The 24,173-nt window shown below is 60.2% G+C and carries 21 protein-coding genes; 14 read left to right on the top strand and 7 right to left on the bottom strand.

What is annotated here, in order from left to right:
- Positions 1-139: 139 nt before the first annotated feature.
- From ACNAOT_RS13920 to ACNAOT_RS13905, 4 genes are all read right to left on the bottom strand, one after another.
- Complete coding sequence (locus ACNAOT_RS13920) at positions 140-1,636, bottom strand: aldehyde dehydrogenase family protein (RefSeq protein ID WP_056387826.1); 1,497 nt, start codon at positions 1,634-1,636, stop codon at positions 140-142.
- Positions 1,637-1,841: 205 nt separating this feature from the next.
- Positions 1,842-2,957: a Zn-dependent alcohol dehydrogenase gene (locus ACNAOT_RS13915; RefSeq protein WP_235009452.1), complete on the bottom strand. Its 1,116-nt coding sequence runs from the start codon at positions 2,955-2,957 to the stop codon at positions 1,842-1,844.
- A 153-nt stretch (positions 2,958-3,110) separates the two neighbouring features.
- The gene (locus tag ACNAOT_RS13910; RefSeq protein ID WP_420181166.1) at positions 3,111-4,391 is read right to left on the bottom strand and encodes an aspartate aminotransferase family protein; all 1,281 of its coding nucleotides are present in this window, start codon (positions 4,389-4,391) and stop codon (positions 3,111-3,113) included.
- Between the two features lie 289 nt (positions 4,392-4,680).
- Positions 4,681-6,177: an APC family permease gene (locus ACNAOT_RS13905; RefSeq protein WP_420178311.1), complete on the bottom strand. Its 1,497-nt coding sequence runs from the start codon at positions 6,175-6,177 to the stop codon at positions 4,681-4,683.
- Between the two features lie 412 nt (positions 6,178-6,589).
- Here ACNAOT_RS13905 and ACNAOT_RS13900 point away from each other — a divergent pair, with 412 nt between their 5' ends.
- From ACNAOT_RS13900 to ACNAOT_RS13855, 10 genes are all read left to right on the top strand, one after another.
- Positions 6,590-7,957, top strand: coding sequence for an aldehyde dehydrogenase family protein (locus ACNAOT_RS13900; RefSeq protein WP_110504005.1), 1,368 nt, complete (start codon positions 6,590-6,592; stop codon positions 7,955-7,957).
- A complete protein-coding gene (locus ACNAOT_RS13895; RefSeq protein ID WP_056387815.1) occupies positions 7,954-9,660 on the top strand; it encodes a diflavin oxidoreductase in 1,707 nt (568 codons plus the stop codon). The genes ACNAOT_RS13900 and ACNAOT_RS13895 overlap by 4 nt, the downstream gene beginning before the upstream one ends.
- Positions 9,661-9,874: 214 nt before the next feature.
- A complete protein-coding gene (locus tag ACNAOT_RS13890) occupies positions 9,875-11,320 on the top strand; it encodes a glutamine synthetase family protein (RefSeq protein WP_235009454.1) in 1,446 nt (481 codons plus the stop codon).
- Between the two features lie 60 nt (positions 11,321-11,380).
- Positions 11,381-12,154 carry an SDR family NAD(P)-dependent oxidoreductase gene (locus tag ACNAOT_RS13885; protein ID WP_056387811.1) on the top strand — a complete coding sequence of 258 codons (774 nt, stop codon included), beginning with the start codon at positions 11,381-11,383 and terminating at the stop codon, positions 12,152-12,154.
- Between the two features lies 1 nt (position 12,155).
- A complete protein-coding gene (locus ACNAOT_RS13880; RefSeq protein WP_056387806.1) occupies positions 12,156-12,896 on the top strand; it encodes a gamma-glutamyl-gamma-aminobutyrate hydrolase family protein in 741 nt (246 codons plus the stop codon).
- The gene (locus tag ACNAOT_RS13875) at positions 12,893-14,086 is read left to right on the top strand and encodes a cytochrome P450 (RefSeq protein ID WP_056387803.1); all 1,194 of its coding nucleotides are present in this window, start codon (positions 12,893-12,895) and stop codon (positions 14,084-14,086) included. Before ACNAOT_RS13880 ends, ACNAOT_RS13875 begins: the two co-directional genes overlap by 4 nt.
- Before the next feature lie 5 nt (positions 14,087-14,091).
- Entirely contained in the window at positions 14,092-14,328 is a 237-nt protein-coding gene (locus ACNAOT_RS13870; RefSeq protein WP_056332056.1) for a ferredoxin, read from the top strand.
- Complete coding sequence (locus tag ACNAOT_RS13865) at positions 14,325-15,485, top strand: NAD(P)/FAD-dependent oxidoreductase (protein ID WP_235009455.1); 1,161 nt, start codon at positions 14,325-14,327, stop codon at positions 15,483-15,485. Before ACNAOT_RS13870 ends, ACNAOT_RS13865 begins: the two co-directional genes overlap by 4 nt.
- A gap of 4 nt (positions 15,486-15,489) precedes the next feature.
- Positions 15,490-17,274, top strand: coding sequence for a helix-turn-helix domain-containing protein (locus ACNAOT_RS13860; protein ID WP_082581629.1), 1,785 nt, complete (start codon positions 15,490-15,492; stop codon positions 17,272-17,274).
- A 263-nt stretch (positions 17,275-17,537) separates the two neighbouring features.
- Positions 17,538-18,302 carry a type 1 glutamine amidotransferase gene (locus tag ACNAOT_RS13855; RefSeq protein ID WP_056387794.1) on the top strand — a complete coding sequence of 255 codons (765 nt, stop codon included), beginning with the start codon at positions 17,538-17,540 and terminating at the stop codon, positions 18,300-18,302.
- Positions 18,303-18,522: 220 nt separating this feature from the next.
- Here the strand turns inward: ACNAOT_RS13855 and ACNAOT_RS13850 are convergent, their stop codons facing one another.
- The 3 genes from ACNAOT_RS13850 to ald form a co-directional block, all read right to left on the bottom strand.
- The gene (locus ACNAOT_RS13850) at positions 18,523-19,017 is read right to left on the bottom strand and encodes an HtaA domain-containing protein (protein ID WP_235009456.1); all 495 of its coding nucleotides are present in this window, start codon (positions 19,015-19,017) and stop codon (positions 18,523-18,525) included.
- A 536-nt stretch (positions 19,018-19,553) separates the two neighbouring features.
- Positions 19,554-19,811, bottom strand: a complete 258-nt coding sequence (locus ACNAOT_RS13845; RefSeq protein ID WP_110504006.1) for a hypothetical protein — start codon at positions 19,809-19,811, stop codon at positions 19,554-19,556.
- 67 nt (positions 19,812-19,878) lie between these two features.
- The gene (gene ald / locus ACNAOT_RS13840) at positions 19,879-20,994 is read right to left on the bottom strand and encodes an alanine dehydrogenase (protein WP_110504007.1); all 1,116 of its coding nucleotides are present in this window, start codon (positions 20,992-20,994) and stop codon (positions 19,879-19,881) included.
- A gap of 137 nt (positions 20,995-21,131) precedes the next feature.
- Here ald and ACNAOT_RS13835 point away from each other — a divergent pair, with 137 nt between their 5' ends.
- The 4 genes from ACNAOT_RS13835 (at position 21,132) to ACNAOT_RS13820 (ending at position 23,971) form a co-directional block, all read left to right on the top strand.
- Entirely contained in the window at positions 21,132-21,614 is a 483-nt protein-coding gene (locus ACNAOT_RS13835; protein ID WP_056387789.1) for an Lrp/AsnC family transcriptional regulator, read from the top strand.
- Positions 21,615-21,815: 201 nt separating this feature from the next.
- Complete coding sequence (locus tag ACNAOT_RS13830; protein ID WP_056387787.1) at positions 21,816-22,238, top strand: PAS domain S-box protein; 423 nt, start codon at positions 21,816-21,818, stop codon at positions 22,236-22,238.
- A 36-nt stretch (positions 22,239-22,274) separates the two neighbouring features.
- The gene (locus tag ACNAOT_RS13825) at positions 22,275-23,054 is read left to right on the top strand and encodes an MBL fold metallo-hydrolase (RefSeq protein WP_110504009.1); all 780 of its coding nucleotides are present in this window, start codon (positions 22,275-22,277) and stop codon (positions 23,052-23,054) included.
- Positions 23,055-23,245: 191 nt separating this feature from the next.
- Positions 23,246-23,971, top strand: coding sequence for a winged helix-turn-helix transcriptional regulator (locus ACNAOT_RS13820; RefSeq protein ID WP_056387782.1), 726 nt, complete (start codon positions 23,246-23,248; stop codon positions 23,969-23,971).
- Positions 23,972-24,173 lie beyond the last annotated feature (202 nt).

Here is a 24,173-nt window from a genome sequence, read left to right as displayed (position 1 = left end):
TCTCATGTTGCCAAGGCCTTGGCCTGCTGCTTTCCCGAGAGGACGCGGAGCCCCCGTCTGAGCCACGCGTCACGTTCCCGGAATCTTTGTCCCAGGCCCAGTGCAGCCTCGCCTACGCTTTTGGGGTCGGATATGGCCCCTAGAGCGGGAAATCCGTCCTGTCCACGCCAACCACGCGGTCGCCGGTGAAGAAGCGTACGCCGTACTGGGGACCGTGGCCTCCGATACCGCTGGTACCCCAGAAACTCTGGCGCGAATTGCCGGCCAGGTCGCTCATGAACGTGCCGTTGATGCGGACCTCCCCGGCACGGATACGGGATGCAACGTCGATGGCCCGTGTTTCGTCGCCACCGAATACGTAGGCATCAAGACCGGTTGCCGGTCCGTTTGCATGGCTAAGCGCCTCTTCAACGGAATGCACGGAATGTACCGTGACCAGCGGCCCGAAGAGTTCTTCCGTGGCGGCTCCGGCGGGACATCCGACAATCATCCCCGGTGCCAGGAACCAGCCGTCTAGATCCGGTAGGTCGCCGCCAGTGACCAGCGTTCCCCCCAGTTCGAGGAGTCGATTCACTGCGGCTTTCAAACCATCACGCTGCCGCTCAAACGCCAGGGGACCCACTTGCGTTGTCTCATCCAAGGCATTTCCTACCCGAAGCTTACTGAGTTCGAACTTCATAGCTTCAACGAAACGGTCGTGAATCGACCCGTCAACCAGTACCTTGCCGGGCGCCTCGCACCACTGGCCATTGAGACGGGTCATGCCCTGCACAATGGACTGTGCCGCTGAGCTGACATCGGCATCATCCAGAATGATCACGGGATTGTTGGATCCGAGCTCCATCTGCATGACAGCGAGATTGGACGCTGCAGCCTGCGCGACTGTGCGGCCTGCCGAATCGCCGCCGGTAAACGAAAGAGCCTCGATGCGGGGATCCGAAGTCAGCAGTGATCCTGTCTCCGAATTCCCATGAACCAGTTGAAACGCGGCGCTCGGGTAATCGAGTTCGGTCATGGCGGCGACGATCGATTCGGCGAAGAGCTGGCAACCTCCGGGGGCGTTCTCGGAGGGTTTGAGGATGACCGGGCAGCCAGCCGCCATTGCTGCCGCCACCTTGCCTACCACGGTGAAGGTTGGAGCATTCCAGGGGCCAACGATGAGGGCCGGGCCGAGGGGCTTGCGCAGGATGACCACAGACCGGTCACCGCCGTCCAGGGTCTCCGACTCGCCAAGCTGCTCCGCTTCAGCGATAGTACCCCGGACTCTGTCCCCGAGTGCACCGGCAATCAGGCGAGTGGTCCGGATAGGGACTCCCGTGTTGATGCTGTCCTGCAGCGCGATTTCTTCGCTCTGAGCATCGAGAGATGCGGCTACCTTCGTCAGGAGCTTAAGACGGTCCCGGAGTTTGATGTCTTCAAGCGTCCCGGACTCGTGCAGTGTCGCCGCTGCGGCGAGTGCGCACTCGACGTCAGCCTTTCCGGTCTTTCGCATCGGCTGCCGAGGTTCGCCCGTATTTGGGTTGGTAAGGTAGCGGCCGTTTTCGTCGAGCTGCAGCCATGCGCCATCGACAAAGGAGCGTTGCTCGACAAGGTCGGGGGTGATAGCGGTCAGTTGTGTTAGTCCTTCAGCAGTCATTCAAGGTGCTCCTCTGGTTTTCGTTGTTGTCTTTGTCGTCCGGGACCAGCGACGGCAGGGGCTGAGCCTTGACGTTGACCGTTTATGTTCGGGAGGATTTGCAGCGCCATGTTGCGCAGCTTTCGTTCCGACGCTGGCCGTGGCGGAAAATCAGATCATGATCGGCGTAATAGTCAGCTGTTGAATGGTCTTCAGGTTGCCCGGATCACGATTGCCTGTCGGTCATGTTCAGCACAACTCGGATCGTCGAGGCTTCTGCCATCGCTTCGAATCCCTCGTTGATACGTTCGAAGGGCAGTTCCTTGGTGACCATTGCATCGAGATCCAGTCGGTTGTTCAGGTAGTGGTCCGTGAACATGTCGACGTCGCTGAGGAACCTGTTCGCGCCCATGTAGGCGCCTTGCAGGTGTCGGTCGCCGTAGACGAGTGCATCTGCGGGGATACGCAGTTCGGACCCTGTGGGCATGAGACCGAGGATGGTGGCGGTTCCGTTCGGGCTCAGGAGCGAAAAGGCGAGTTCCGCTGTCTGGCTGCGGCCCACGGCCTCGATTGCATGGCTGACACCTTGGGGAAGTAGTGATCGGACCTGGATGAGTGTTTCTGTCGGGTCGGGTGATGAGACAACAGTGTCCGTGGCACCGAAGTTGCGGGCGAGCTCCAGCTTCGCCGGCACGGCGTCAATGGCAATGATTCGTCGTGCCCCAGCCAACCTGGCACCTTGAATGGCTGCTATGCCGACACCGCCGCAACCGATTACGGCAACAGTATCCTCTGGCCCTACCTTTGCGCCGTGAATAACCGCGCCTACTCCTGTACTAATGCAGCAACCGAGAAGACACGCCACCTGGGGAGGCAGATACGAGCCGACCACTGCAACGGATGCCTCCTTCACAAGGAAGGCTTCTGCAAATGCGCCGATACCGCCGAGCGACTCAACGCTTGATCCATCAGGTGCGAGCAGCCTGGGTCGATGCCGCTCACGCATCGAGTCGACCCGTTCGCACTGGGTCGGGCGCCCGCTTATGCAGTTGCGGCATGCCCCACAGGAGGGGGTGACCGTTGCCACGACCCGGTCACCGGTCTTAATTCTTGTGACCGCAGAACCGACGCGCTCGACAATGCCTGCGACTTCATGCCCGAGGACTACCGGCAGGGAGATATCCAGCGACCCCTTTATATAGTGCAGATCGCTGTGGCAAAGGCCCACTCGCTCAGTCCGGATGAGAACCTCATTGTCCTCCGGATCGTCAAGCAGCAGTTCGCGGATCTGAAGAGGGGCTCCGGGCTTTTCCAGCACGGCGGCAAGAATCGGTGTAGTCACTTGGCTTCCTTGATGGTTGAGGTGCTGGCAGATGGGTCGCTTCGACCATCTTCAGCCCTGGTCGAGTTTCAAAAGTGTGTGGAGGGAACAGCCTTTACGACCACTATGTGCAACCTGACCTCCGGCTCCACTGTGGAACGGCCGGGATGAGAGTCAGCTTCCGGTTCCAACTCGGGATCCATGCCGGTCGTCACCCACGGTTGCCCAGCGCTTAACGTGGCGTTCCATGGCGCGGAGGGCTTTCTCCAGCTTCGCCAGCAGTACGCGTGTCTCCTCTTCGGTGATCACCAAGGGCGGGGACAGGATCACGGCGTTGTTCAGCGGGGCGATACCGGCCGGATAGACAATGAGCCCTTGGGCCAGGCATTCCTGCACGAATGCGTTGGCCGCTCCCAGCGCAGGATCGGGTGCCTGCTTGCTTTCCTGGTCCATAACGAACTCGAAGCCCCAGAGCAGGCCCCGCCCACGGACATCTGCCATGCAGCGGTACCTTGTTGCCAGGGAGAGCAGACCCTCCTCGAGCTGCTTCCCCCGTTGCCGGACGTTCGCTAGGATATCCTCGCGTTCCATAAAGTCCAGGACCGCCAGGCAGGTTGCTGCCCCCAGGGGGTTCCCCGAGAAGGTGTGGCCGAACGGCGCGACGCCGCTGCCCTCTCTGAACGACTCAACGATGTGGCTCCGCAGCAAGACGGCAGCAACAGGGGAGTAACCGGCACTCATTCCTTTGCCGATAAGAAGAAGGTCCGGCACGACGTCCTCGTAGGAACTCGCGAACCAGTCGCCCGTGCGCCCCATTCCGGTAATGACCTCATCGATGATCATCAGCACGTCCAGCCGATCACAGATTTTCCGAAGCCGGGCGAAGTAGCCCGCTGGAGGTGTGAGGACTCCGCCGGCGGCTCCTACGATTGGTTCGACGATGACTGCCGCGACTGTGCCGGGGTCCTCCTTCTGAATGGCATCTTCGAAGGCTTTCGCAGCCCGCGCAGCGTACGCTTCCTCGCTCTCGCCTGGCAGGGCGAAGCGGTATGCGTAGGCCGGCGGGGCGAAGGAGAACGCATGCAGCAAGGATCCGTAGTCGGGGCGACGTGCTGCATGCCCGGACATCGACAGGGCGCCCATTGTCATGCCGTGATAGCTGATGGTCCTGCCAAGGATTTTGACTTTGCCTGGGAGCCCCCTTTCGCGCCAGTAGCTCACTGCGGTGCGGATGGCGTATTCGGATGCTTCTGACCCGCTATTGACGAAAAAAGCCATATCGAGGTCCCCGGGAGCAATGTCGGTGAGCCGGCGGGCAAGTTCTTCAGCGGGCAGGTTGGTGAACTGGGTTCTATACGTAAAAGCCACGCGGCGGCACTGTTCTTTCACCGCCTCAGCAATCTCCTCCACACCGTGGCCAATGCTGGCGGTCATGGCGCCGCTTGAACCATCCAGATACTGGCGCCCTTCCGTGTCATACAGGAAGACGCCTTCGCCGTAGGCAACTGTCGGGTACTTCCTGTCGATGATTTGCTTTAACAGTGCGCTGTCGGAAATGGGAAGCTCCTAAATATCGGCAGCTGCTCTAGCAGCTCACTAAATGCAGTGACGGGTAGAGAAATCTCTGGAAGATCCTTTTGTCCATGGGCGCGAGTGTCCGGCCGCGCTTTGCGCGACCGGACACCGTTACGATCGCCCCAAGAAGACCTGTGCGACGGAAGCTACGGAGATAGATCTTCTTTTCTTAGCTCGCTGTAGATCTTTCCTCGCTGCTGGAACTTGCCGGAATCAGTGCGGCATACGTCGCCGGCCGCTTGGATCGCATAACCAGCGCGGTAGTCACGCCTCCCAGGAAGAGTGCGGCCATGAGCGCCAACAGTATTCCCGCCGCCAAGTCGCCGCCGACGAGAAGCCCGAAGTTCTGAAGGACCAGAAAGACAATTCCCCCGAGTCCGAGAAGGGCAAGCGCGGGGGCCAGCAACGTGCCCCAGACCTTCTTGTTGTGTGCATTCCTCCGGAAGAACACGATCACCGCGAGTGACGTGAGAGCCATCAGAACAACGATGCCCAATGTGGCCGAGCCTGAGAACCAGGTGTAGGCCTGCGTTACCGGGTCGAGCCCGATGATCGCCTCGACACCAAGCAGTGCTATCGCAACTACCGAGACGATCAAGGCTGCCCTGGACGGAGCGTGGTGACGTGGGTGGATTGCACCAAGTCCAGACGGAAGAACACCTTGAGTACCAAGGGTAAAGAGGTACCGGGTCAGTACGTTCTGGAAGGTGAGGATACAGGCGAAAAGGCTGGTGATGAGGAAAACCTGGAGCAGGGTGGCAAGGAGCGGGGACACGTACTGTCCCGCGAGCCCTACCACAATGCTGGTGGGATCATTCGTCGCGGCTTCGACGATCTGGCTGCTTCCGACTCCCGCCTGCAAGGCCCAGGCAGTGAAAGTGTAGAAAATGCCGACGCCGATAACGGCGATGTAGGTTGCCCGAGGGATAGTGCGATCGGGGTCACGTGCTTCGTTCCGGAAGACGGCGGTGGCCTCAAAACCGAGGAACGAGAAGAAGGCAAACATGACGCCCAGAGGCGGGACACCTTCGCCCAAACGCGCGGGGGACAGCGAGTCACCACTCAAACCTTCCGCGCCGCCGTGGACAATCACCCCGATGTTTACTGCCAGCAGAACGACTGTTTCGATGACCAGGACCACGCCCAGCACCTTGGCGGAGAGCTCGACGTCCCGGTAAGCAAGAGCACCGCAGGTTGCCATCAGCACCAGACTGAACAGCCACCAGGGAAGATCCGGACCGCCCAGATCGTGAACCGTGGTCTGGGCCGCTGATCCCAGGTATGAACACAACGCAAGAAACAGCAGCAAGTATGTTCCGAGCGCAAAAGTGGCAGCCCCCATGCCAACACCCCGGCCCAGCCCCGTTTGGATGTAGGAATAGAACGCTCCAGCATTTTTTACAAAGGGCGTCATCCTCGTAAAGCCAACGGCAAACAGAAACAGAATAGCGGTCGCGATAAGGAAGAACAGCGGACCGCCCGTGCTTCCCGATGCAGAAACGACAACAGGCCAACCAGCCACGACAGCTGTCATGGGCGCAGCTCCCGCCACAACCATGAACACGATCGACCGGACTCCAAGGCCCCTGCTGAGCAATCGGTCCGGGCTCAATATGCTGTTCGGTCCCGCATCCACCGGCTCAAATTTAACATCTTTAATTGCCATTCGTCCCTCCTGGACGTAGAAGCTGAGTGTCATCGCGATGCCTTCGACAAGGCGGAATTGAACGGCATCGCGGAACCCACAAGTGGGGCCGGCCCCCTTGCCGAACGTCACTGTGAATTGGATTACAGCGTAGGAGTTACCCCAGGGTTTGCGGTGTTGAGCCTGCACATACATCCGTCCTGCGCATGGTCTTGATGCACAGCTACCGGCTGGCAAAAGAATGGACGCGGTCCGATGACCGAAGAGTTTCTGGAATGTGCACCACGCACATACAGCTAGTTATCGTGGTGCTCCCAGCACTCGCTGGCCGCAGTTTCCTCAGGCATTGTCGGAACTAACGGAGCTTCCCAGACTCCACACGGGACTAGGAAATTTTCGACAAAACCCACTTCTCCTGAAGGAGCACCCGATTATGAGCAGCGTTATTTCGGTCTACAACCCCGCTACAGAAGAACAGATAGGCGAGGTGCCCGCCTACGACCTGCCGGACGTGAATGCAGCGGTAGAACGCGCACGGGCCGCCCAGCGCGCCTGGGTCCGCAAGCCACTGGCTGAACGCCGTGATGCCCTCTGGGCTATTGCCGATGCTGTCATCGCTCACAGCGACGAACTGGCCTTACTCGAATCCACCGACGTTGGTAAGCCATTGGCGGCGGCCCGACAGGAAGTTCTTGGTGTCGCCGAGTGCTTCAAGTACTACGCCGGAACGGTGGACAAGATCCTCGGAGACACCATTCCCGTCGACGGCGGCGTCAGCATGACTTTCCGCGAGCCGCTGGGCGTGGTGGCCGTAATTGCCCCCTGGAACTTCCCTCTGCCTATCGCATCCTGGAGTATCGCGCCGGCACTGGCCAGCGGCAATTCCGTGATTGTGAAACCCGCCGCCCTTACCCCCCTGTCAACTGTCCGATTTGGTGAAATCGTGAAGGAACTGGGCGTCGTCGGAGACGCGCTTCAGGTTCTCACAGGTTCGGGCGCCCGGATCGGCAATGCCCTCGCTGAACACCCGGATGTTAACAAAGTAAGTTTTACTGGTTCCACCGAGGTCGGCCGGTCCATCGTCCAAGCGGCTTCAACGACGATGAAAAGAGTCTCTCTTGAGCTCGGCGGGAAGTCCGCCAGTATTGTCTACAACGACGTCGACCTCGCCAAGTGTCTGCGGGCAGCCCCGATGTCGGTCTTCGACAACACGGGCCAGGACTGCTGTGCACGCAGCCGCTTTCTCGTGCAGCGGGGAATCTTCGACGAGTTCGTTGAGGGATTCATCGAAACTACGCGGGCACTGAAAATCGGTAACCCGCTGGACGACAAGACCAACCTCGGACCGCTGGTATCGGCTGCCCACCGCGACACCGTTTCCAGCTTCCTCGAAAACGGGCTCAACGTCGTCACCGCCGGTGAAGCACCGGATGGCCCCGGCTTCTGGATGGCACCCAGAATCGTCATCGCCCCCGACCCCAAGAGCCGGGTGGCAACCGAGGAAATTTTCGGCCCCATCGCCTCGGTGATTCCCTTCGACACCGAAGAGGAAGCCATCGCGCTGTCCAACAGCTCAATCTACGGCCTGAGCGGCTCCATCTGGACCAACGACGTCGGCCAGGCCCTGCGGACGGCGCGGGCACTCGAGTCCGGGACTCTCTCGGTCAACTCAAACTCATCAATTCGAATCCAGACACCTTATGGCGGCTTCAAACAGTCAGGCATCGGCCGCGGACTGGGCCAAGCTGCCATCGAGGCATACACAGAACTCAAGACCGTATTTGTAAGGACAGAACCGTGACAACTGACACAGGGGAGCTGGTTCGGACCAACCAAGGCACCTCATCCGGAGTATCCAGTGAGACAGACACCGCCGTGCAGACCCTCAGCGTCCTCTACGGCAGCCAGACCGGGAACGCTGAGTTCCTTGCGTCCAAGATCGTGGACAAGGCAAACGGCCAGGGTTACTCAGCCGAGCTTATGAGCCTGGACATGCTGACCCCGCAAGATGCGGCACGCAAGGACCGCCTGTTGATCGTTACCGCCACACACGACAACGGCCACATGCCGGACAACGCGCAACCGTTTTGGGATCAGCTTCAAAGCGCCGGCTCAGACCTCTTCAGGGACGTTCCCTTCGCAGTCCTTGCCATTGGCGACTCCATGTACGAAGACTTCTGCAAAGCCGGCATCGACCTTGACGAGCGCCTTGGCGAACTCGGCGGCAAGAGAATCCTCGACCGCCTCGACTGCGATGTCGACTATGACCTGACGTCAGGCAAGTGGATCAAGGGCATGCTCGAGACCTTCACGACAGTTGTTCCCAAGAAGCGGGACAACAGCCCGCAAGACTCCACTGTTCCAGGAGCAAACCCCGCCGAGCAGCCCAAAAGCACACGCCGGGAACCTGACACTGCCACCGTCGTCGAGGCCCGCCTCCTAAGCGCTCCAGAGTCCGAAAAAGAGGTCTGGCACTATGAGCTTGAGGTCAGCGGCGACAGCCGCAACTACCGGCCAGGTGACTCACTTGCCGTAATCCCCACCAACTCCATCGAGCTCGTGGAAAACCTCCTCGAATTCCTTGGCCTCGAGGGCAGCGAGGCGTTCGGTGAGGACGGCAAGACTGTACGCGAGACGCTTCAAAACGACTATGAGCTTCGGCTGCCCCACCTGGGCATCGTTGCCTGGCTCGTTGAAGATCTCGCACCGGATCATCCCGTGCGGAACCTGGTCGAGTCCGGTGACCGGAACGCGCTGGAGAACTGGCTGTGGGGACGGGACATGCTGGACGTGCTGCAGGAAACCCGGACAACAGATGTCGACCCCGGCGAGTTCCTCTCAAAGCTGAGGCCTCTGCAGCACCGGTCGTACTCCATCGCCTCCAGTCCCCTCGCCGACGGCAACCGCGTCCACTTGACGGTCTCCTCTGTGCGATACGAGACCGCCGGGCGCCGGCACTCGGGGGCGTGCAGCGCTTTCCTCCAGTCCGCCGCACGCACCAAAAAAGCTATGAAAGTGTTCCCGCTGCCCGCGCACGAGTTCCACCTGCCCAAGGACAGCTCAGCTGATGTGATCATGATCGGTCCAGGTGTCGGAGTTGCCCCGTTCCGCGGATTCCTCCGTGACCGTGAAGTCTCACAAGCCCGGGGCCGGAACTGGCTGTTCTTCGGGGACCGCCATGAAAGGCCTTCCTGGCTCTATCAGGCGGAAATGGAAGAACTGCAGAGCAACGGTGTGCTGGACCGCCTCAGCCTGGCTTTCTCCCGGGATCAACAGGGCAAGGTCTACGTCCAGGACCGGATCCGCGAAGAAGGTGAAGACATCTTTGCCTGGCTATCGGACGGAGCTTCCGTCTATGTGTGCGGTGGGAAACAGATAGCACCTGATATCGACGAAGCCCTATTGGCGGTGCTGGGCAGCCACGGCGCAATGACCCGCGAAAAGGCGTACGACTACGTGCAGTCCATGAAGACTGAGGGCCGTTACGTCAAGGACGTCTACTAGGCCCCATCTGAACCCTGCCCAGTACCAGGGCTTTCGTGTCCCGGATACTCGGCAGGACTCGAAAAAAGTCTTGGCCTACGTACGGCTCTGGATGTGATCTGCCTTACCGCATGCATGTAGCCGGCAATCATGATGTGCAGCTTGCACATACGCCAATAGGATCCCGCTCTTAGTGTTTTTAGTAAGCAATATCAATGAGGATAAGAGGTACACAGTGAATCCCATCACACAGGTCCCGGAGGATCTCCAAGAACTCGAGGCAATCGACATGCAGGATCAATCCGCAGCGGCGTCAGCGCATGACGAACTGCAAAAGTTCGTCTCCGACAACGACATCAAAACGTTCAAAGTGGGCGTGGTGGACCTCGACGGTGTTTGGCGCGGCAAGCGCATCCCTGCCAGGTACTTCCTGGAAAGTGTCGCTGAGAGCGGAACGAATATCTGCAACATCATCTTCGGCTGGGACATTCAGGACGAAATCATTTCTGATCTCAGCTACACGGGGTGGGACACGGGTTACCCTGACGTGACGCTCCTCCCCGATCTCAGTACCCTGAAGGTCGTTCCCGGGGAACCCGGCGTGGCTTCCGTCATCTGCGACGCTTACGAGATGTCGGGCGAGCCTGCGGCAATCTGTCCCCGGAGCATTCTCAAGCGGGTCGTGCAGAAAGCCGAAGACCTTGGATACTCGCCAGTCTGCGCCTACGAGTTCGAGTTCTACCTGCTCAAAGGCACTCCGACGGACCTGGCCGCCAAGGACTGGCGCGACCTGACCCCCATCACGGCGGGCAGCCATACCTACAGCCTTGTCAGGGACACAGGCACCGAGTTCCTCATCGGTGAGATCCGACGCCGCCTGTCTGAGCAGGGCATTTTCATCGAGGCCAGCAACAGTGAAAACGGTCCAGGCCAGTTCGAGATGAACATCCACTATTCGGATGCTCTCGCAGCCGCGGACAACGCCCTCCGGCTTAAAGCCACCGTCAAGGAGGCTGCAGCTGAAGCCGGCTACACGGCATCGTTCATGGCCAAGATCAACCCGGAGTGGGCCGGTTCTTCCGGACACATGCACCAGAGCCTTTGGGATCCGGAATCTGGCAAGTCAGCTTTCGCCAATGCCGACGAGCCCGGCGAACTGAGCGCCATCGGGTACAACTACCTGGCGGGCGTCGTCGAGACGGCGCCGGAGCTCACGGCCGTCTACCTGCCCACCATCAACTCTTACAAGCGGACCGAAGGTGGTCAGTGGGCCGGATCCAGCGCCACCTGGGGGCTCGACAACCGTACGGTCGCAATCAGGTCCATTCCGTCAAAGGGCAGTGCTGCACGCATCGAAAACCGGGTACCGGGCGCTGACGCCAATCCCTACCTGGTCATCGCCGCAAGCATCGCCGCCGGCCTGCACGGCGTGGAGCAGGAACTGACTGCCCCGGAGCGGGTGGTAGGAAACGCTTACGCCCTGGAGGAAGGACACCAGGTAAAGCAGCTGCCCGGAACACTCGACCAGGCCATCGAACAGTTCGAGAAAAGCGAGGTCGCCAAGGCGTACTTCGGCGAAACGTTCGTTACCCACTACGTCCAGACGAGGCGCTGGGAGCTCCGCAAGCTTCAGACCAGTGTCACCGACTTCGAAATCGCACGTTACCTGGAACGAATCTAGCGCCCAACACCGCGCTAAGAGCTCCATTTCCATTTTTCAATACTCAGAAAGAAGCACCCAATGACTACTCACCCCGGAAAGATCGCTGCAGTCACCGGAGCCGCGTCCGGAAACGGCCTTGCCATCGCAGAAAAGCTGCTCAAGGAGGGCGCCACCGTCGTAGCCCTGGACCGTGACGAGGCCGCGCTCGAGCGTCTGATTGCCCAGCACCCGGAAATGGTGCCTGTTGTTATGGACGTCGCCGACGAAGCCTCGGTCCGCAGCGGCATGGCCGAGATCGACGCAAAATTCGGCCGGCTCGACACCCTCGTCAACAACGCAGGCATCGTCAAGGGCAGCAACTTCGACGACGTGAGCGTAGCGGAATGGGACCAGGTCTTCGCCGTGAACTCCACCGGACCGTTCCTGGTCAGCCAGGCCGCACGGCCGCTGCTGGAGAAGGGCGCTGCCGCCCGGGGCGACGATTCAACCAGTGCCATCGTCAACATCACCTCTGTCGAGGCCCACATCGTCATCGCCAGCAGCGGACACCCCCAGGTCCACTACAACGCATCCAAGGGTGCACTCCTTATGTTCACGAAGGCTTTGGCCATCGAAACCGCAGCTTCCAAAATCCGCGTCAACGCTGTCGCCCCCGGCTTCATCGAGACCCCATTCACCAAGTCCGTGCTGGAAAACCAGGAGGCCGTGAAGTTCCTCCTCGACCGTACGCCGCTCGGACGAATCGGACGGCCCTCTGACGTTGCCAACGCCGTCGCGTTCCTGGCCAGCGACGAGGCCAGCTGGGTGACCGGTACCACCATCCACGTCGACGGTGGTTGGCTGGTTTACTGACATGCGGGCGCCCCTTATTGCCATTTCCGCGGCCCGGCAAACCGTCGATACCGCCTTCGGCCCGATGCCTTCAACGGTCCAGAACATGGCCTACGCCAACGGCGTTCTTGCCGCGGGCGGCCGTCCCGCCATTCTTCCGTCCACGGCAACAATCCCGGATGCGGCTCTTGAAGGATTTGACGGGCTCCTCCTCACCGGCGGCGGCGACATCAGCCCCCGGCTGTACGGCGAGGACCCGATCGACACGGTCTATGACGTCTGCGACATCAGGGACGACTTCGAAATAGAACTTTACAACGAGGCCATGCTTCGCGGCCTGCCCATCCTGGCCACTTGCCGGGGGATGCAGCTTGTCAACGTCATCCGCGGCGGAAACCTCGTCCAGGAAGTGAGCCCGGACAGGGGGCACTGGCAGGACCACCCCTCACACGAACCATGGCACAAGGTACAGCTGGAGCCCGGTTCCGAACTTGCCCGGATCGCCAAAGGCCTGAGCATTCCCGTGAACAGCTACCACCATCAGGGCTTGGGAAAGCTCGGAACAGGTCTTCGTGTCGTGGGACGGGAAGGCGACGTCATCGAAGCAATTGAAGCCGATGATGCCCGCCTCATCGGAGTCCAATGGCATCCCGAGCACATGGTCGACTATCACGAAGCCCAGAAGGCCCTCTTCGTTGATCTCGTGGAGAAGGCCGCAGCGTACGCACAGTCACAGAAACCACTTCAGGAGCAATTCTCATGAGCACAGAAACTGAGCGGGGACTCAGCCACAACAAGTCAGACTTTGACTTCCACGGACGGTCGCTCGACAACATTTTCGACGAATACCAGGACATACTGGCCAACGGCCCTGTTGGACACAGCAACAAGTATGGAGGCTTTTGGTACATCACCAAAAGCGAGGATATCTTCAACGCCGAGCAGGACCCCGACACCTTCGCTGTCGGTCCCTCAATGCTCCTCCCGGCGTTCGGCACTGACGTCCCCCTGATTCCGATCGACATCGATCCGCCGACCCACGCTGACTTCCGCAAAATCCTGCTACCGATGTTCACACCCATGAACATCTCAAAGCTGACACCCGGCATGCGGGAGACCGCTAAGCAGCTGTGCCAGGAAGTCCTTGCAGCCGGCGACGTCGTTGATGTTTCGGCGAAGCTTGCCCGCCCGATGCCGACCATTATCTTCAGCCGCCTGGCCGGATATCCGGAACAGGACTGGCCAATCTTCGACCGGTGGATTGACGAGATCATCTATGAGCGGACCGCTCATCCGGAAAAGGCATACGCGGCCGGACGCGAGCTCAACGACTACTTCGACCGTCTTCTCGACGAACGGGAAAAGGCCGGACCGGAAGCAGAAGCCGGCAATGACCTGATCACCCAGCTTCTGAAAGCGGAAGTGAAAGGCCGGAAGCTCACGCGTGAAGAGCTGCTGTCGTACTGCTACCTGCTCTTCTTGGCCGGGCTGGACACGACCGCCTGGGCGATCCGTTCCGCCCTTTGGTACCTGGCCGGCAACCCGCAGGCCCAGCAGCAGTTGCGTGAAAACCCCGACCTGATCCCCACAGCTGCAGAAGAATTCCTGCGGACGCTTTCCCCGGTCCAGGCCATGGCCCGCACCGCGAAGAAGGACACAGTCGTCCGGGGCCAGGAGATCAAGGCCGGTGAACGCGTCGTGCTCGTCTTCGGCGCGGGCAACCGTGACCCAGAGGTCTACGAAGAACCCAATGACATCAAGATTGACCGCGAAGACAACCGCCACCTGGCCTTCGGCGGAGGGATCCACCGGTGCCTTGGCTCGAACCTTGGCCGCGCCGAAATGGTTATCGCCATGGAGGAATTCCTGAAGGCTGTCCCTCACTTCGAACGGGCGAATGACGACGAACCGTGGCACGGCGTCGGCCCGCTTACCCTCAAGATTGGAGCTTGATCACCATGGGAGAACTTTGGGTCGACGGAGGGCGCTGCCAAGGCCACGCCCGGTGCTGGGCTCTGGCACCCGAAACCTTTGAGATCGACGAGGAAGGCTACGCGCACGTCATTCCTGGCCGCGAAAACAGCGGCGATGAACCCAACGTCCGAAAGGCCATCCGGAACTGCCCCGAACGGGCAATCCTGGAACGGGAAACGAACGAGGCCAGCGAGAAAGCATCAGAGGTTTCGGCGTCGTGACACATCTGCCAGAGCGGGTTGCGGTCATTGGCGCTTCGGTTGCATCAGCAATGCTGATTGAACGCAGTCGCGAGCTGGGCTTTGCAGGCGAATTTATCGTCATTGATTCAGACCCGAACGCGCCCTACGACAGGCCCCCGCTGTCCAAGCAATTCCTTCTAGGCACTGGTCCCGTTGAACCGGCCGAGTGGTGGCCGGAGGCTACACCGATCCTCAACGCAAAGGCGATCGGGCTGCTCACCGACAAGCGAACTGTCCTGCTGGACAAGCTCGGAGAGGTAGCTGCTGACGCGGTCGTCATCTCAACAGGAGCCGGTTCAATCCGGCTGCCGAACGAGCCAGCGGGCGTTCTAAGCCTAAGAACCGCCCAGGACGCCCTGGCCCTGCGCAACGCTGTGGATGCAGGAGCTGCCAGTGCGATCATCATCGGCGCCGGAACCATTGGTGCGGAACTGGCGTCTACTCTCGCCCAACGTGGGCTTGCCGTCACGGTAGTGGATTTGGCTCCGCAACCAATGCAGCGCTTCTTTTCGGGGCATCTTGGGGAGGAAGCGAAGGCATGGATGCACCAGGCCGGTGTTGTCACTCATTTTGGGGTTGCTGTGGAATCCATTCAGAAAACGAATGCGCACTGGACGGTCCGGGTCAGCGGCCTGGACCTGCACGCCGACCTGGTTATCAGCGCTATCGGTGCGCGGCCCAATACCGAATGGCTGACCTATAGCGAGCTTGACGTTTCCAACGGAGTCCGTTGCACTGCGGACGGGAAAGCCCTGCGGGCCAGCGGTGAAATCGCCGACGGGATCTTCGCTATCGGAGACGTTTCGGCCCGGCAGGCGGAGGACGGAACCTTTCGGCGGTTCGAGAGTTGGACCCAGGCCCAACGGCATGGCGCAGCCCTGGCTGAATACTTTGCCGGTTTCGACTCCACGGAACTGGAACAGGCTCCGTACGGGTGGACGGAGCAGTTCGGCCGAAAGGTACAGGTACACGGAATGCTTCCGTCGGCAGGCGAACTCGTACAGGTATACGCTGCAGAGGAACGCAACGCCGCCTTGTACCGGATTGGATCTGCGGAGGAGGACGTGGCTTGGATAGGCGTCAACGCGCCACGGCAGTTCAGCCGGGCGTCCATGGGCATGAGCCTTCTAAGCTGAAACCATGAAACCCCCTGCTGAGCCCGCGGCCTCGCAACCGAATGAGGCCCTGCCCGCTGACTATCGCCATAAACTCCAAATAGCAGAGCTTCGCGCAGATACCTTGTCCGAGCTCACGCAGCTAATGATGGAAGGACCGGATCCACTCGCGCTTGCTCAAAGAGCAGTGGACTTGGTAGCCAGGGCAACAAACTCAGCAGGGGTTTTCGTCTACCTGTGGGATGAACAGGAACAAGTCCTTGTCATGCGCGCAGGCACCGCTGGAGTGCAAAGCCAGCAAGTGGGAAGAGTCACCCTTCGCCTCGGCGAAGGTGTAACTGGCTGGGTAGGGCTTACTAGGCAGTCGGTTGTCCTTAACAAGAACATTCAGCAGGACCCGCGGTTCGTCAGCATCAGCGAACTGCAAGAAGAAGATTTCAATTCGATGCTGGTTGTCCCGATCGTGGCACCGACCGGGACCCTGCTAGGCGTGTTTAGCCTCTGGTCATATGAGGAGGAAACCTTCACCTGGGAGTCGAAGCTGATTGCTGACGAGGTGGGCGTGCTGCTTGCCAGCGGCCTGCTGCAGGCTGAGACTGTTGATGACTTGCGGCGCCAATCCGCAGCAGCGCATTTCCTTGTCGATTTCCCGATCAACTCCGCCACTTCCGTCCTGCAGTGCGCCCAGGTGGCCGCCCGGTCGATTCTTAAGCACATGAGCTCGGACGCCTGCGTCATTGAATATTTCGGGCGTGGTCCAGCCACGTCGCCGCCCACCGCCATTGCAATGGACAAGGGCGAGCGGAGCGGAATCATGGTTCGAACCACTCATTCACGAACGGCAACGTCCGAGTTCATTGAATCCAACGTCGCTGGACACGAGCGGATATCTGTCTCCTTTGGCCTGACGAGCACCCGGGGCATTGTCACGTGCTATCGTCCACGCCGCTATTCCGCCAGAGAGCTCGATCGGCTGAGCGCCATTTGCTCTCAGCTGGCCGCTCTGTTTGAAGCAGTAGAACTGGAGTCCGTCGGTTCATCCCATGCTTCACGCTTGCTCCGAAGCGTCGGCACGAGCACATTCGCCCGGATTCTCGAGGAGTCAGGTTGGTCCAAGGGCCGCACTCTGCCGGTTCTGGTGCGAGTGAAACGGCTGAAATTCGACTCTGACGCGGTGTCCAGGCGCATCGCCCCCTATCTTCAGGAGCTGGCTGGCTCCCGATCCCTGGTCTTCACTGAAGGCCCCCTCAGCCTGCTCTTTATCGATACCGCCTCCGGCTCCGGAGAAGAGATCAAGGCGAAGTTGGAGACAACTCTTTCTGACCTCGACGAACACCGTGGCGTCTCAGCTTTCGCCGGCGTAGGTCCACTGGCGCGGGACGTCGCCTCTCTGCAGCCAGCGCTTTCAGACGCCGAAACCGCACTGGCATGGACAGAACTGGTCGGCAGGACATCCGGGAGACGGGTAACCTCTTTCAGCGACATAGAACACCTGCAGGAACTGCCGCTTGTTGGGGAAGGGATGTCTGCGGAGATCAGGGACGTGCTCGCGGAACTCAGGTCCCTCACGCACTACGACGCGGAAAATGGAACCCAGCTGGCCGAAACAGTCGCCATGCTCCTATCCAACAAAGGATCCATTGCCGACACGGTCTCAAAACTGCACATCCACCGCAACACACTCCGGCAACGGCTCCAGCGTGTAGAGCAGCTCATCGGTCATTCATTCGAAGAAGCCGGCGACTGGCTTCCCACGGGCATTGCAGCGCGACTGGCGATGCGCGAAGGCCACCGCGCGGTTCTTCAATGACGGCAACAGCGGCCGGAGTTCGCTGAGGAATATTCGCGTGATCCCAAGAGCACCAGGGTGTGGCACACACATTTGGATCTTAATGTGCAAACGGCACTGCGGTCCCGGCGATGCTGTTCGCTACGTTGAAGTTGTCCGCGGGGGTCGGGGATTAAAGGCCATGGGGCCTTGGTGTCCGGGTTAACCGCACGGGATGCCACCGTCCCTTCACAACCGGGGGTTTCGAACGCTGAAACCCCGATCGCCCGATAAGGAATTCGAGCATGACCAATCAGCCAAACCTGCCCCGAGGTACCGGTACCCTGCAGGCACTCGTCATACAGCCAGATTTCCACTGCCCGCTGGACCGTCTCGGTGTTTGGCTGCATGACGAGGGAATAACCACCAGAATTATCCAGCCTTTCATTGGCGACGTGATCCCGGACGTGATCCAGGAGGACGCCTTGGTGGTTCTTGGTGGAGACATGAGCTCCTTGGACGACGATGCCTATCACTGGCTTTCCGACATCCGGCGCCTTATGGCGGCCGCCGACAGACATAGAAAGCCCACGCTAGGGATCTGCCTTGGAGCTCAGCTGATGGCACAGACGTTCGGCGGGACCGTGGCTAGGGGAGACCAGGGCCTCGAGGCGGGGGTCGTAGAGGTGGCATTACGGCCCGATGCTGCCAAGGATCCCTTGATGGCCGGATTGCCGGGTCCATTCTTCGCAGGCGCCATGCATGGGGACATGATCGAACAACTCCCGCCGTCAGCGGTATGGCTCGGGATGACGGCCCAGTATCCGCACCAAGCTTTTCGAGTAGGCGAGATGTCATGGGGAGTTCAGTTTCACCCGGAAATCTCGCCGGTGGTCTACCGCCAGTGGTTGTCCCTGGTCAAGGAGAATGACACGGATGCCGTAGAGCGGGCCGGCCGCGGAATGAAAGCATTCGAGAATCAAGACCAGATCGTGAGGGAGCATACCGAGGCGATGGCGCGACGCTTCGCCCACCTGGTCCGAACGACCGCAACAGTGGCTACTCAGTAACCAACAGTGCGTGGTGGTGCTGCGGCCGCGGGTTGGACACACTAGTCGATGCAGCGATTCCTGCCTCTGGACCCATTGAGTCTGCGGGCAGGAACAGGTCCTTGCCAGTCTCTCGTGCCCGGATCCACCGAGTCGTCGGGAGCGGGGCAAGGCACGGCGTGTTCATGCCTGGCCCAGCACCGTGTCCCAAGTGGTGCCGCCAGTCCCCCGCAGAACGCGGTCAGGATACTTCCACAATGGATGGTGCTCTCACGGTCAGTGGAGCCAGTGTTTCTCCGGCTGAGTAGCTATCTGCGAAAACAGCCGCTCCTGCGCTGGTCAGAGCTACCGGGACATTTGCCCACATATTGATGCCTTCTTCCACCGACACCGCCGGCAAGTTGAGATGGGCGAGGTGCACGATCTCGTTTCCTTGTTCGATGGACAGGCATGCCCCGTCGGGCCCGACTTTAATTCTTGGGTTGCAAATTGAGACCGACATTAGCCCGTGATGGGCGAGGAAGCGGGCCTCTCCACCGAACTGGAGCACAAAGTTGTTCCCGTCGGATTGATCCAGGCTTCTGAACGGGAAATAGAACTGTCGGGTATTTGTCACGGCAGCACCCTCGCGCAGGAGTATGCGTCCATCGCGCATAGACTGCACGTACTGTACAAAGCTCTCTTTCACCGCCCAGGCCATGCCGAGATCTGCTCTTTCCACAGGAAGTTCGGACATCAGGGTTCCTTCTCGTTGCCAGGTTGCACACGGCCGGTGGGGCTCCCGCTCCCGACTCACCAGGAATGGGAGTGGCTTACCGACTCTTCATATTCGACCATTTTCGTGCCGGCTCAGATGATCGATATGTACTGCGGGCACAGCGTTCGCATCGGCTGTGTGCCTGGTGCCTATCCGTGAGGACGGTGGACCCGCGGTCGGCTCGTGAGGTCGACAGCCTGCTGGAAGGGCGCCGCCAGCGCGCCGCCGTTGGAGGGAGGGGCGCTGATGGGCTCGACCAGTCAGACCGGCGGTCCTGAATCAGTCTGAGAAGTTCAGTTGTTCAGGGGCGACGCACTCGTAGACGAGACCAGGAGGAATCTGATGGCTGAGTTCAAGGGTGTAGGACCAAGGGCCGTACCAGGTGACAAGAACGCCTGACGCTTCATCCGGGACTGTTTCAGAGCGCAGTCGGGTAATGGCTCTTGCTAACTCATTATCATCATGCAGCTGTTCCAGAAGCTGTACGCGTCCAGGGGCAGCGGAGTGTTGGCACGTCATGGTGCAGCAGCATGCTGGAAGCCAGGGCAGAGGCTGGACCTGTCGGTTTCCCATCTATAGTCGACCCACACCTTGAAACCGTCTGCCCGGTGAAAGAGACGGCGGGGCTCGGCGCCGTGACTGTCGAGCCATAGGATTTGATCATCATCGGTGACTGCATCGACAACTCCGCGGCGGATCTCCTTATCCAGAAGTTTCACGATGACCAGTTGACCGACCAGCGGCTGCCATTTGGGTTGCAGATGAAATGCCATTTGATGCCGTGCCCTTCCTATGGAGCGGGCTGTGCCTGCCTTCTATCGGGCAGGCACAGCCGATGTCCTAAACCGTTACGAGGTCCTGCCAGTCGGCGAGGTTATGTCCATGGGCATCGCTGACAGACTTGTGAGTGACCTTTCCCGCCGCCACGTTCAGACCGCCGGCCAGAGCGGGGAGCCGGTCGAAAGCACCTTTGACGCCGTAGTTGGCCAAAGCCACCGCGTAGCGGAGCGTGACGTTGGTCAGCGCGTAGGTGGAGGTGTTCGGGACAGCGCCGGGCATGTTGGCCACGCAGTAGAAGATCGTCTCGTGAACCTTGTACGTGGGTTCCTGATGCGTGGTGGGGTGCGTGTCCTCGAAGCAGCCGCCCTGGTCCACCGCGATGTCCACCAGGACCGAGCCGGGCTTCATCCGGGCCACGAGGTCGTTGGTGACGAGCTTGGGTGCCTTCGCTCCCGGAATCAGGACGGAGCCGATGACGAGATCTGCATCGATAACTGACTTTTCGATCTCGTACGAGTTCGACGCCACGGTCTTGAGCCGGCCCTGGTACTGGGCGTCGAGTTCGCGCAGCCGGTTGATGTTGATGTCCAGGATGGTGACGTCGGCGCCGAGGCCGAGCGCCATGGCCGCGGCGTTGGTGCCTGCGACACCTGCACCGAGGACGACAACCTTGGCGGGACGGACGCCCGGAACGCCACCGAGCAGCACACCCTTGCCCCCTGCCGGCGCCATGAGCGAGGTCGCACCGACCTGGACGGAGAGCCTGCCGGCCACCTCGGACATGGGTGCGAGCAGCGGCAGCGTTCGGCCTTCCTGGACGGTCTCGTAGGCGATGGCCGTGACGCCGGAGTCGACAAGCGCCTGGGTCAGTGCGGGTTCCGCTGCGAGGTGAAGGTAGGTGAAAAGTAGCAGGCCCTCGCGGAAGTGGCGGTATTCGGATGCCACGGGTTCCTTGACCTTCATCACCATGTCGGCCCGCGCCCAGGCCTCTTCTGCACTCTGTACGATCTCGGCTCCGGCGAGTGCGTACACCTGATCGCTGATGCCGGAACCAGCGCCGGCACCGGTTTCCACGAGCACGTCGTGGCCGTTTGCTTTGAATTCATACACGCCGGCGGCCGTGATGGCGACGCGGAACTCGTTGTTCTTGATTTCCTTGGGGACGGAGATGATCATGACTCATGCTTTCTGACGAGATTGATGCTTGTGGGGAAGAGAATGACAGAAAATGCGGAGAGCTGCGCGTTGCTCGCAGGATCTGCGGCAGAATGGAAGCAGCTGATTAATTCCTGCATTGTGAGGAGCGTTACAGAGTGTCGGACTCGCAGAAACTGCAACAGGTGCCATTGGACGAAGTGGACCACAAGCTTCTAGGCCTGCTGTCCAATAATTCAAGGCGTACCAATCAGTCGTTGTCGGAGGCCCTCGGACTTGCGCCGTCAACCTGTCTTGCCCGCCTCAAGGCGCTCAAAGAGTCGGGGGTAATCAAGCGGTTCACCGTCGAAGTCGCACCCGAAGCAATGGGCCTGCCCCTCCAGGCCCTGGTCAGCGTGCGGCTTAGGCCTGGGGCCCGGCACCTGATGAATGCCTTCGGAAATGAGTTGCGGGACCTGCCCGAGATCAAGCAATTCTTCGTTCTTGGCGGTGCAGATGATTTCCTGATCCACATCACGGCCAGGAATACCGAGCACATCCGTCAATTCGTACTGGACCATCTGTCATCGAATCCTGCCGTCGCAGGCACCCAGACCAACCTCGTGTTCGAGCATGGCCACGGAACCGCCTTCGGACTCTAGGGATCTGGGACAAATGCCGCCGATGGCCCAAGCCAAAGGGCATCCCCGTTTTTCCCGGCATCTGCGGCAGGCCCTGGTCGGCGAAACAGCAGGGACGCTGACTCCTTCCAGTCCATGTATTGCACTAGTGCGGGACGGCCCCACCTGCTGCAATGGCAATACGAGACGCGAAAGAGTCGCTCATCAGGGAAAGGAGTCGAAGTGTCATCCTCAGATGCACGTAACCCCGACTTTCAGAAAATCTTCGAAAGTCTGCCGAACCAATACATCATCGTCACCCCCGACAGAACGATCGTCGCTGCCACTGACTCGTTCCTTGCATCTACGGGAAAGAGCCGCGAGGGAATCGTCGGCATGGACATCCTCGAGGCTTTTCCGGACAACCCGGACAACCCTGACGCCAAGGGAACAGAGATTCTGCGCAGCTCCATCGAGCGTGTTGTCGAAACCGGCAAGATCGATATTCTTCCGCCTGTTCGGTATGACATCGAGAACTCAGACGGGATTTTCGAGCCCCGGTGGTTCCAGCCCCTGAACGCTCCGGCTTTCGATGGTGACGGCAAGCTCGTCTATGTCCTGCACGGGGCGGAAGACATCACGGCTCAAATGACGAGCAAGAGCTGAACCCCGGCCCCCACCGACCCGATAAGGACTGAAATTATGGACGACGTCAAAGTAACCCTCATTGGAGGACCGACCCTGCTCCTCGAGATCGCCGGCTACCGGATGATCACTGACCCCACCTTCGATTCCCCCCAGGTCTACCACCACCCAATCGCCGGACCCGTCATCAAGAAGCTCGCCCCCAGCGCCACCCCCGAGGAGCTTGGCCACGTTGACCTGGCACTCGCCTCCCACGAGCACATCGACAATCTGGACGTGGCCGGCCGGGGTTTTCTGACGATGGTGCCGCTTGCCCTCACCACGACGGAGGCTGCGAAGAACTTCGGCCCCAACGTCCGCGGGACCAGCGACTACGAGACTCATACCGTTACGCTTCCCGATGGCAGGCAGATGAAAATCACGGCAGTGCCGGCGCATCATGGCCCGGAGGGCGTGTGGGACGCACTCGGGCCCGTTATTGGCTTTGTCCTCGAAGCAGAGGGCATGCCGACGATTTACATCAGCGGTGATAACTCCGAGCTGGATATCGTGCGCGAAATTGCGGATCGTTTTCCAGCCATTGATATCGCTGTGCTCTTCGTCGGCGGCGCAAAATTCGATGTGATCGCAGATGGCGCGTACATCACCCTCAGCAATGACCGGGCCCTGGAGGCGGCCAAGATCATGGGTGTCAAGAAGGTCGTTCCAGTGCACGAGGATTCGTGGGAACATTTCAGCCAGAATGCTGACCAGATCAGCAAGCTTTTCGCAGATGCCGGGCTCAGCGAACTCCTCATCGCCTTGAAACCGGGGGAGTCTGCAGACATCCGGCTCTAGCAAACGGACCGCAGAATCGAAGGTTGGACGGTTATCGGCCAACCTTCGATTCTTGCTTAAAGGCAGAACCGGTGAAGGCCTGCGACGGACAGGCGGGCATCAACTTATGTGCGTGGCGCACACACAGCACCTCGAAGGGTCGGGAAGAATGGTGGCAGCACAACTCACGGATCGCTTGGAGTTCAGGGACGATGACGACCATTGCGGAGCAGTTCACCCGGGAACAAGACGACCTGGCGAAAACAGCAGGGCGCCCGAGTGCCGATTATTGGTCGATATCACAAGGGCTGCGGCTGCTGGGTGACCGCTGGTCCCTATTGATCGTGCGCGAACTCCTCTGCGGTGAAATGGGGTTCAACGATATGTCCCGGGCCCTGCCTGACCTTTCGCGGACACTGCTTTCCCAGCGGCTCAAGCGCCTGGTCCAGCTGGAGCTTGTCGTTCGCAACGATGAAACCGGCCCCCGCGGCTCACGACGCTACAGACTGACGCCGGTCGGCTACGCGCTGCGGCAGACCTTGGAGTCGCTGGGCCTCTGGGCGAGTCATTGGCATGCGCCCTTTGAGAATGACCTGCGGACAGGGCTTGGCACGCTGCTCGAACACATGGGCCGCGGCCTTGTGACAGATTCCCTGCCCAGGAAGTCGATTGTCCTGGGGTTCGAGTTCGACAACGTCAGGGGAGCTCCCCTTCATGGCTGGATCTGCACAGAGAACAGCAAGACAACCGCGAGCATCGGCCGCGCAGAACGTGTCCCGGATCTTCAGGTTCATGTCGCCCCGCGGGTGCTCTACGACCTCTGGTGGGGTCTGCGCCGCTGTGAGGAGGCGCGGCAGCTGGGCTCCATCGGGTTTGTTGGCCCGCAAGAGTGGGCTGCGGACTTCTCCGGCTGGTTCGCCCCTCGGGCAGCTTCCTAACGGTCAGCGCCCACCATACGGTGCCCCGCGGTTGACAGGCCCGCCTTTTCCCGGCTTCCTGCTATACAGGTACGTTGCACTGGGTCCTGTTTCTGGATGCCATGCAGGGATATGAAACAGGGTCTACACCCCTTAGCCGGGGGAGAGTAGGGTCAAGTAAACAGAGGTGCCGTCGCCCAAGCGTGTCTAAGAGACCACGTTG

Source organism: Paenarthrobacter sp. TA1.8, assembly GCF_048595705.1.
Lineage (GTDB): Bacteria > Actinomycetota > Actinomycetes > Actinomycetales > Micrococcaceae > Arthrobacter > Arthrobacter nitroguajacolicus.
This window is presented reverse-complemented; position numbering and strand designations above follow the sequence as displayed.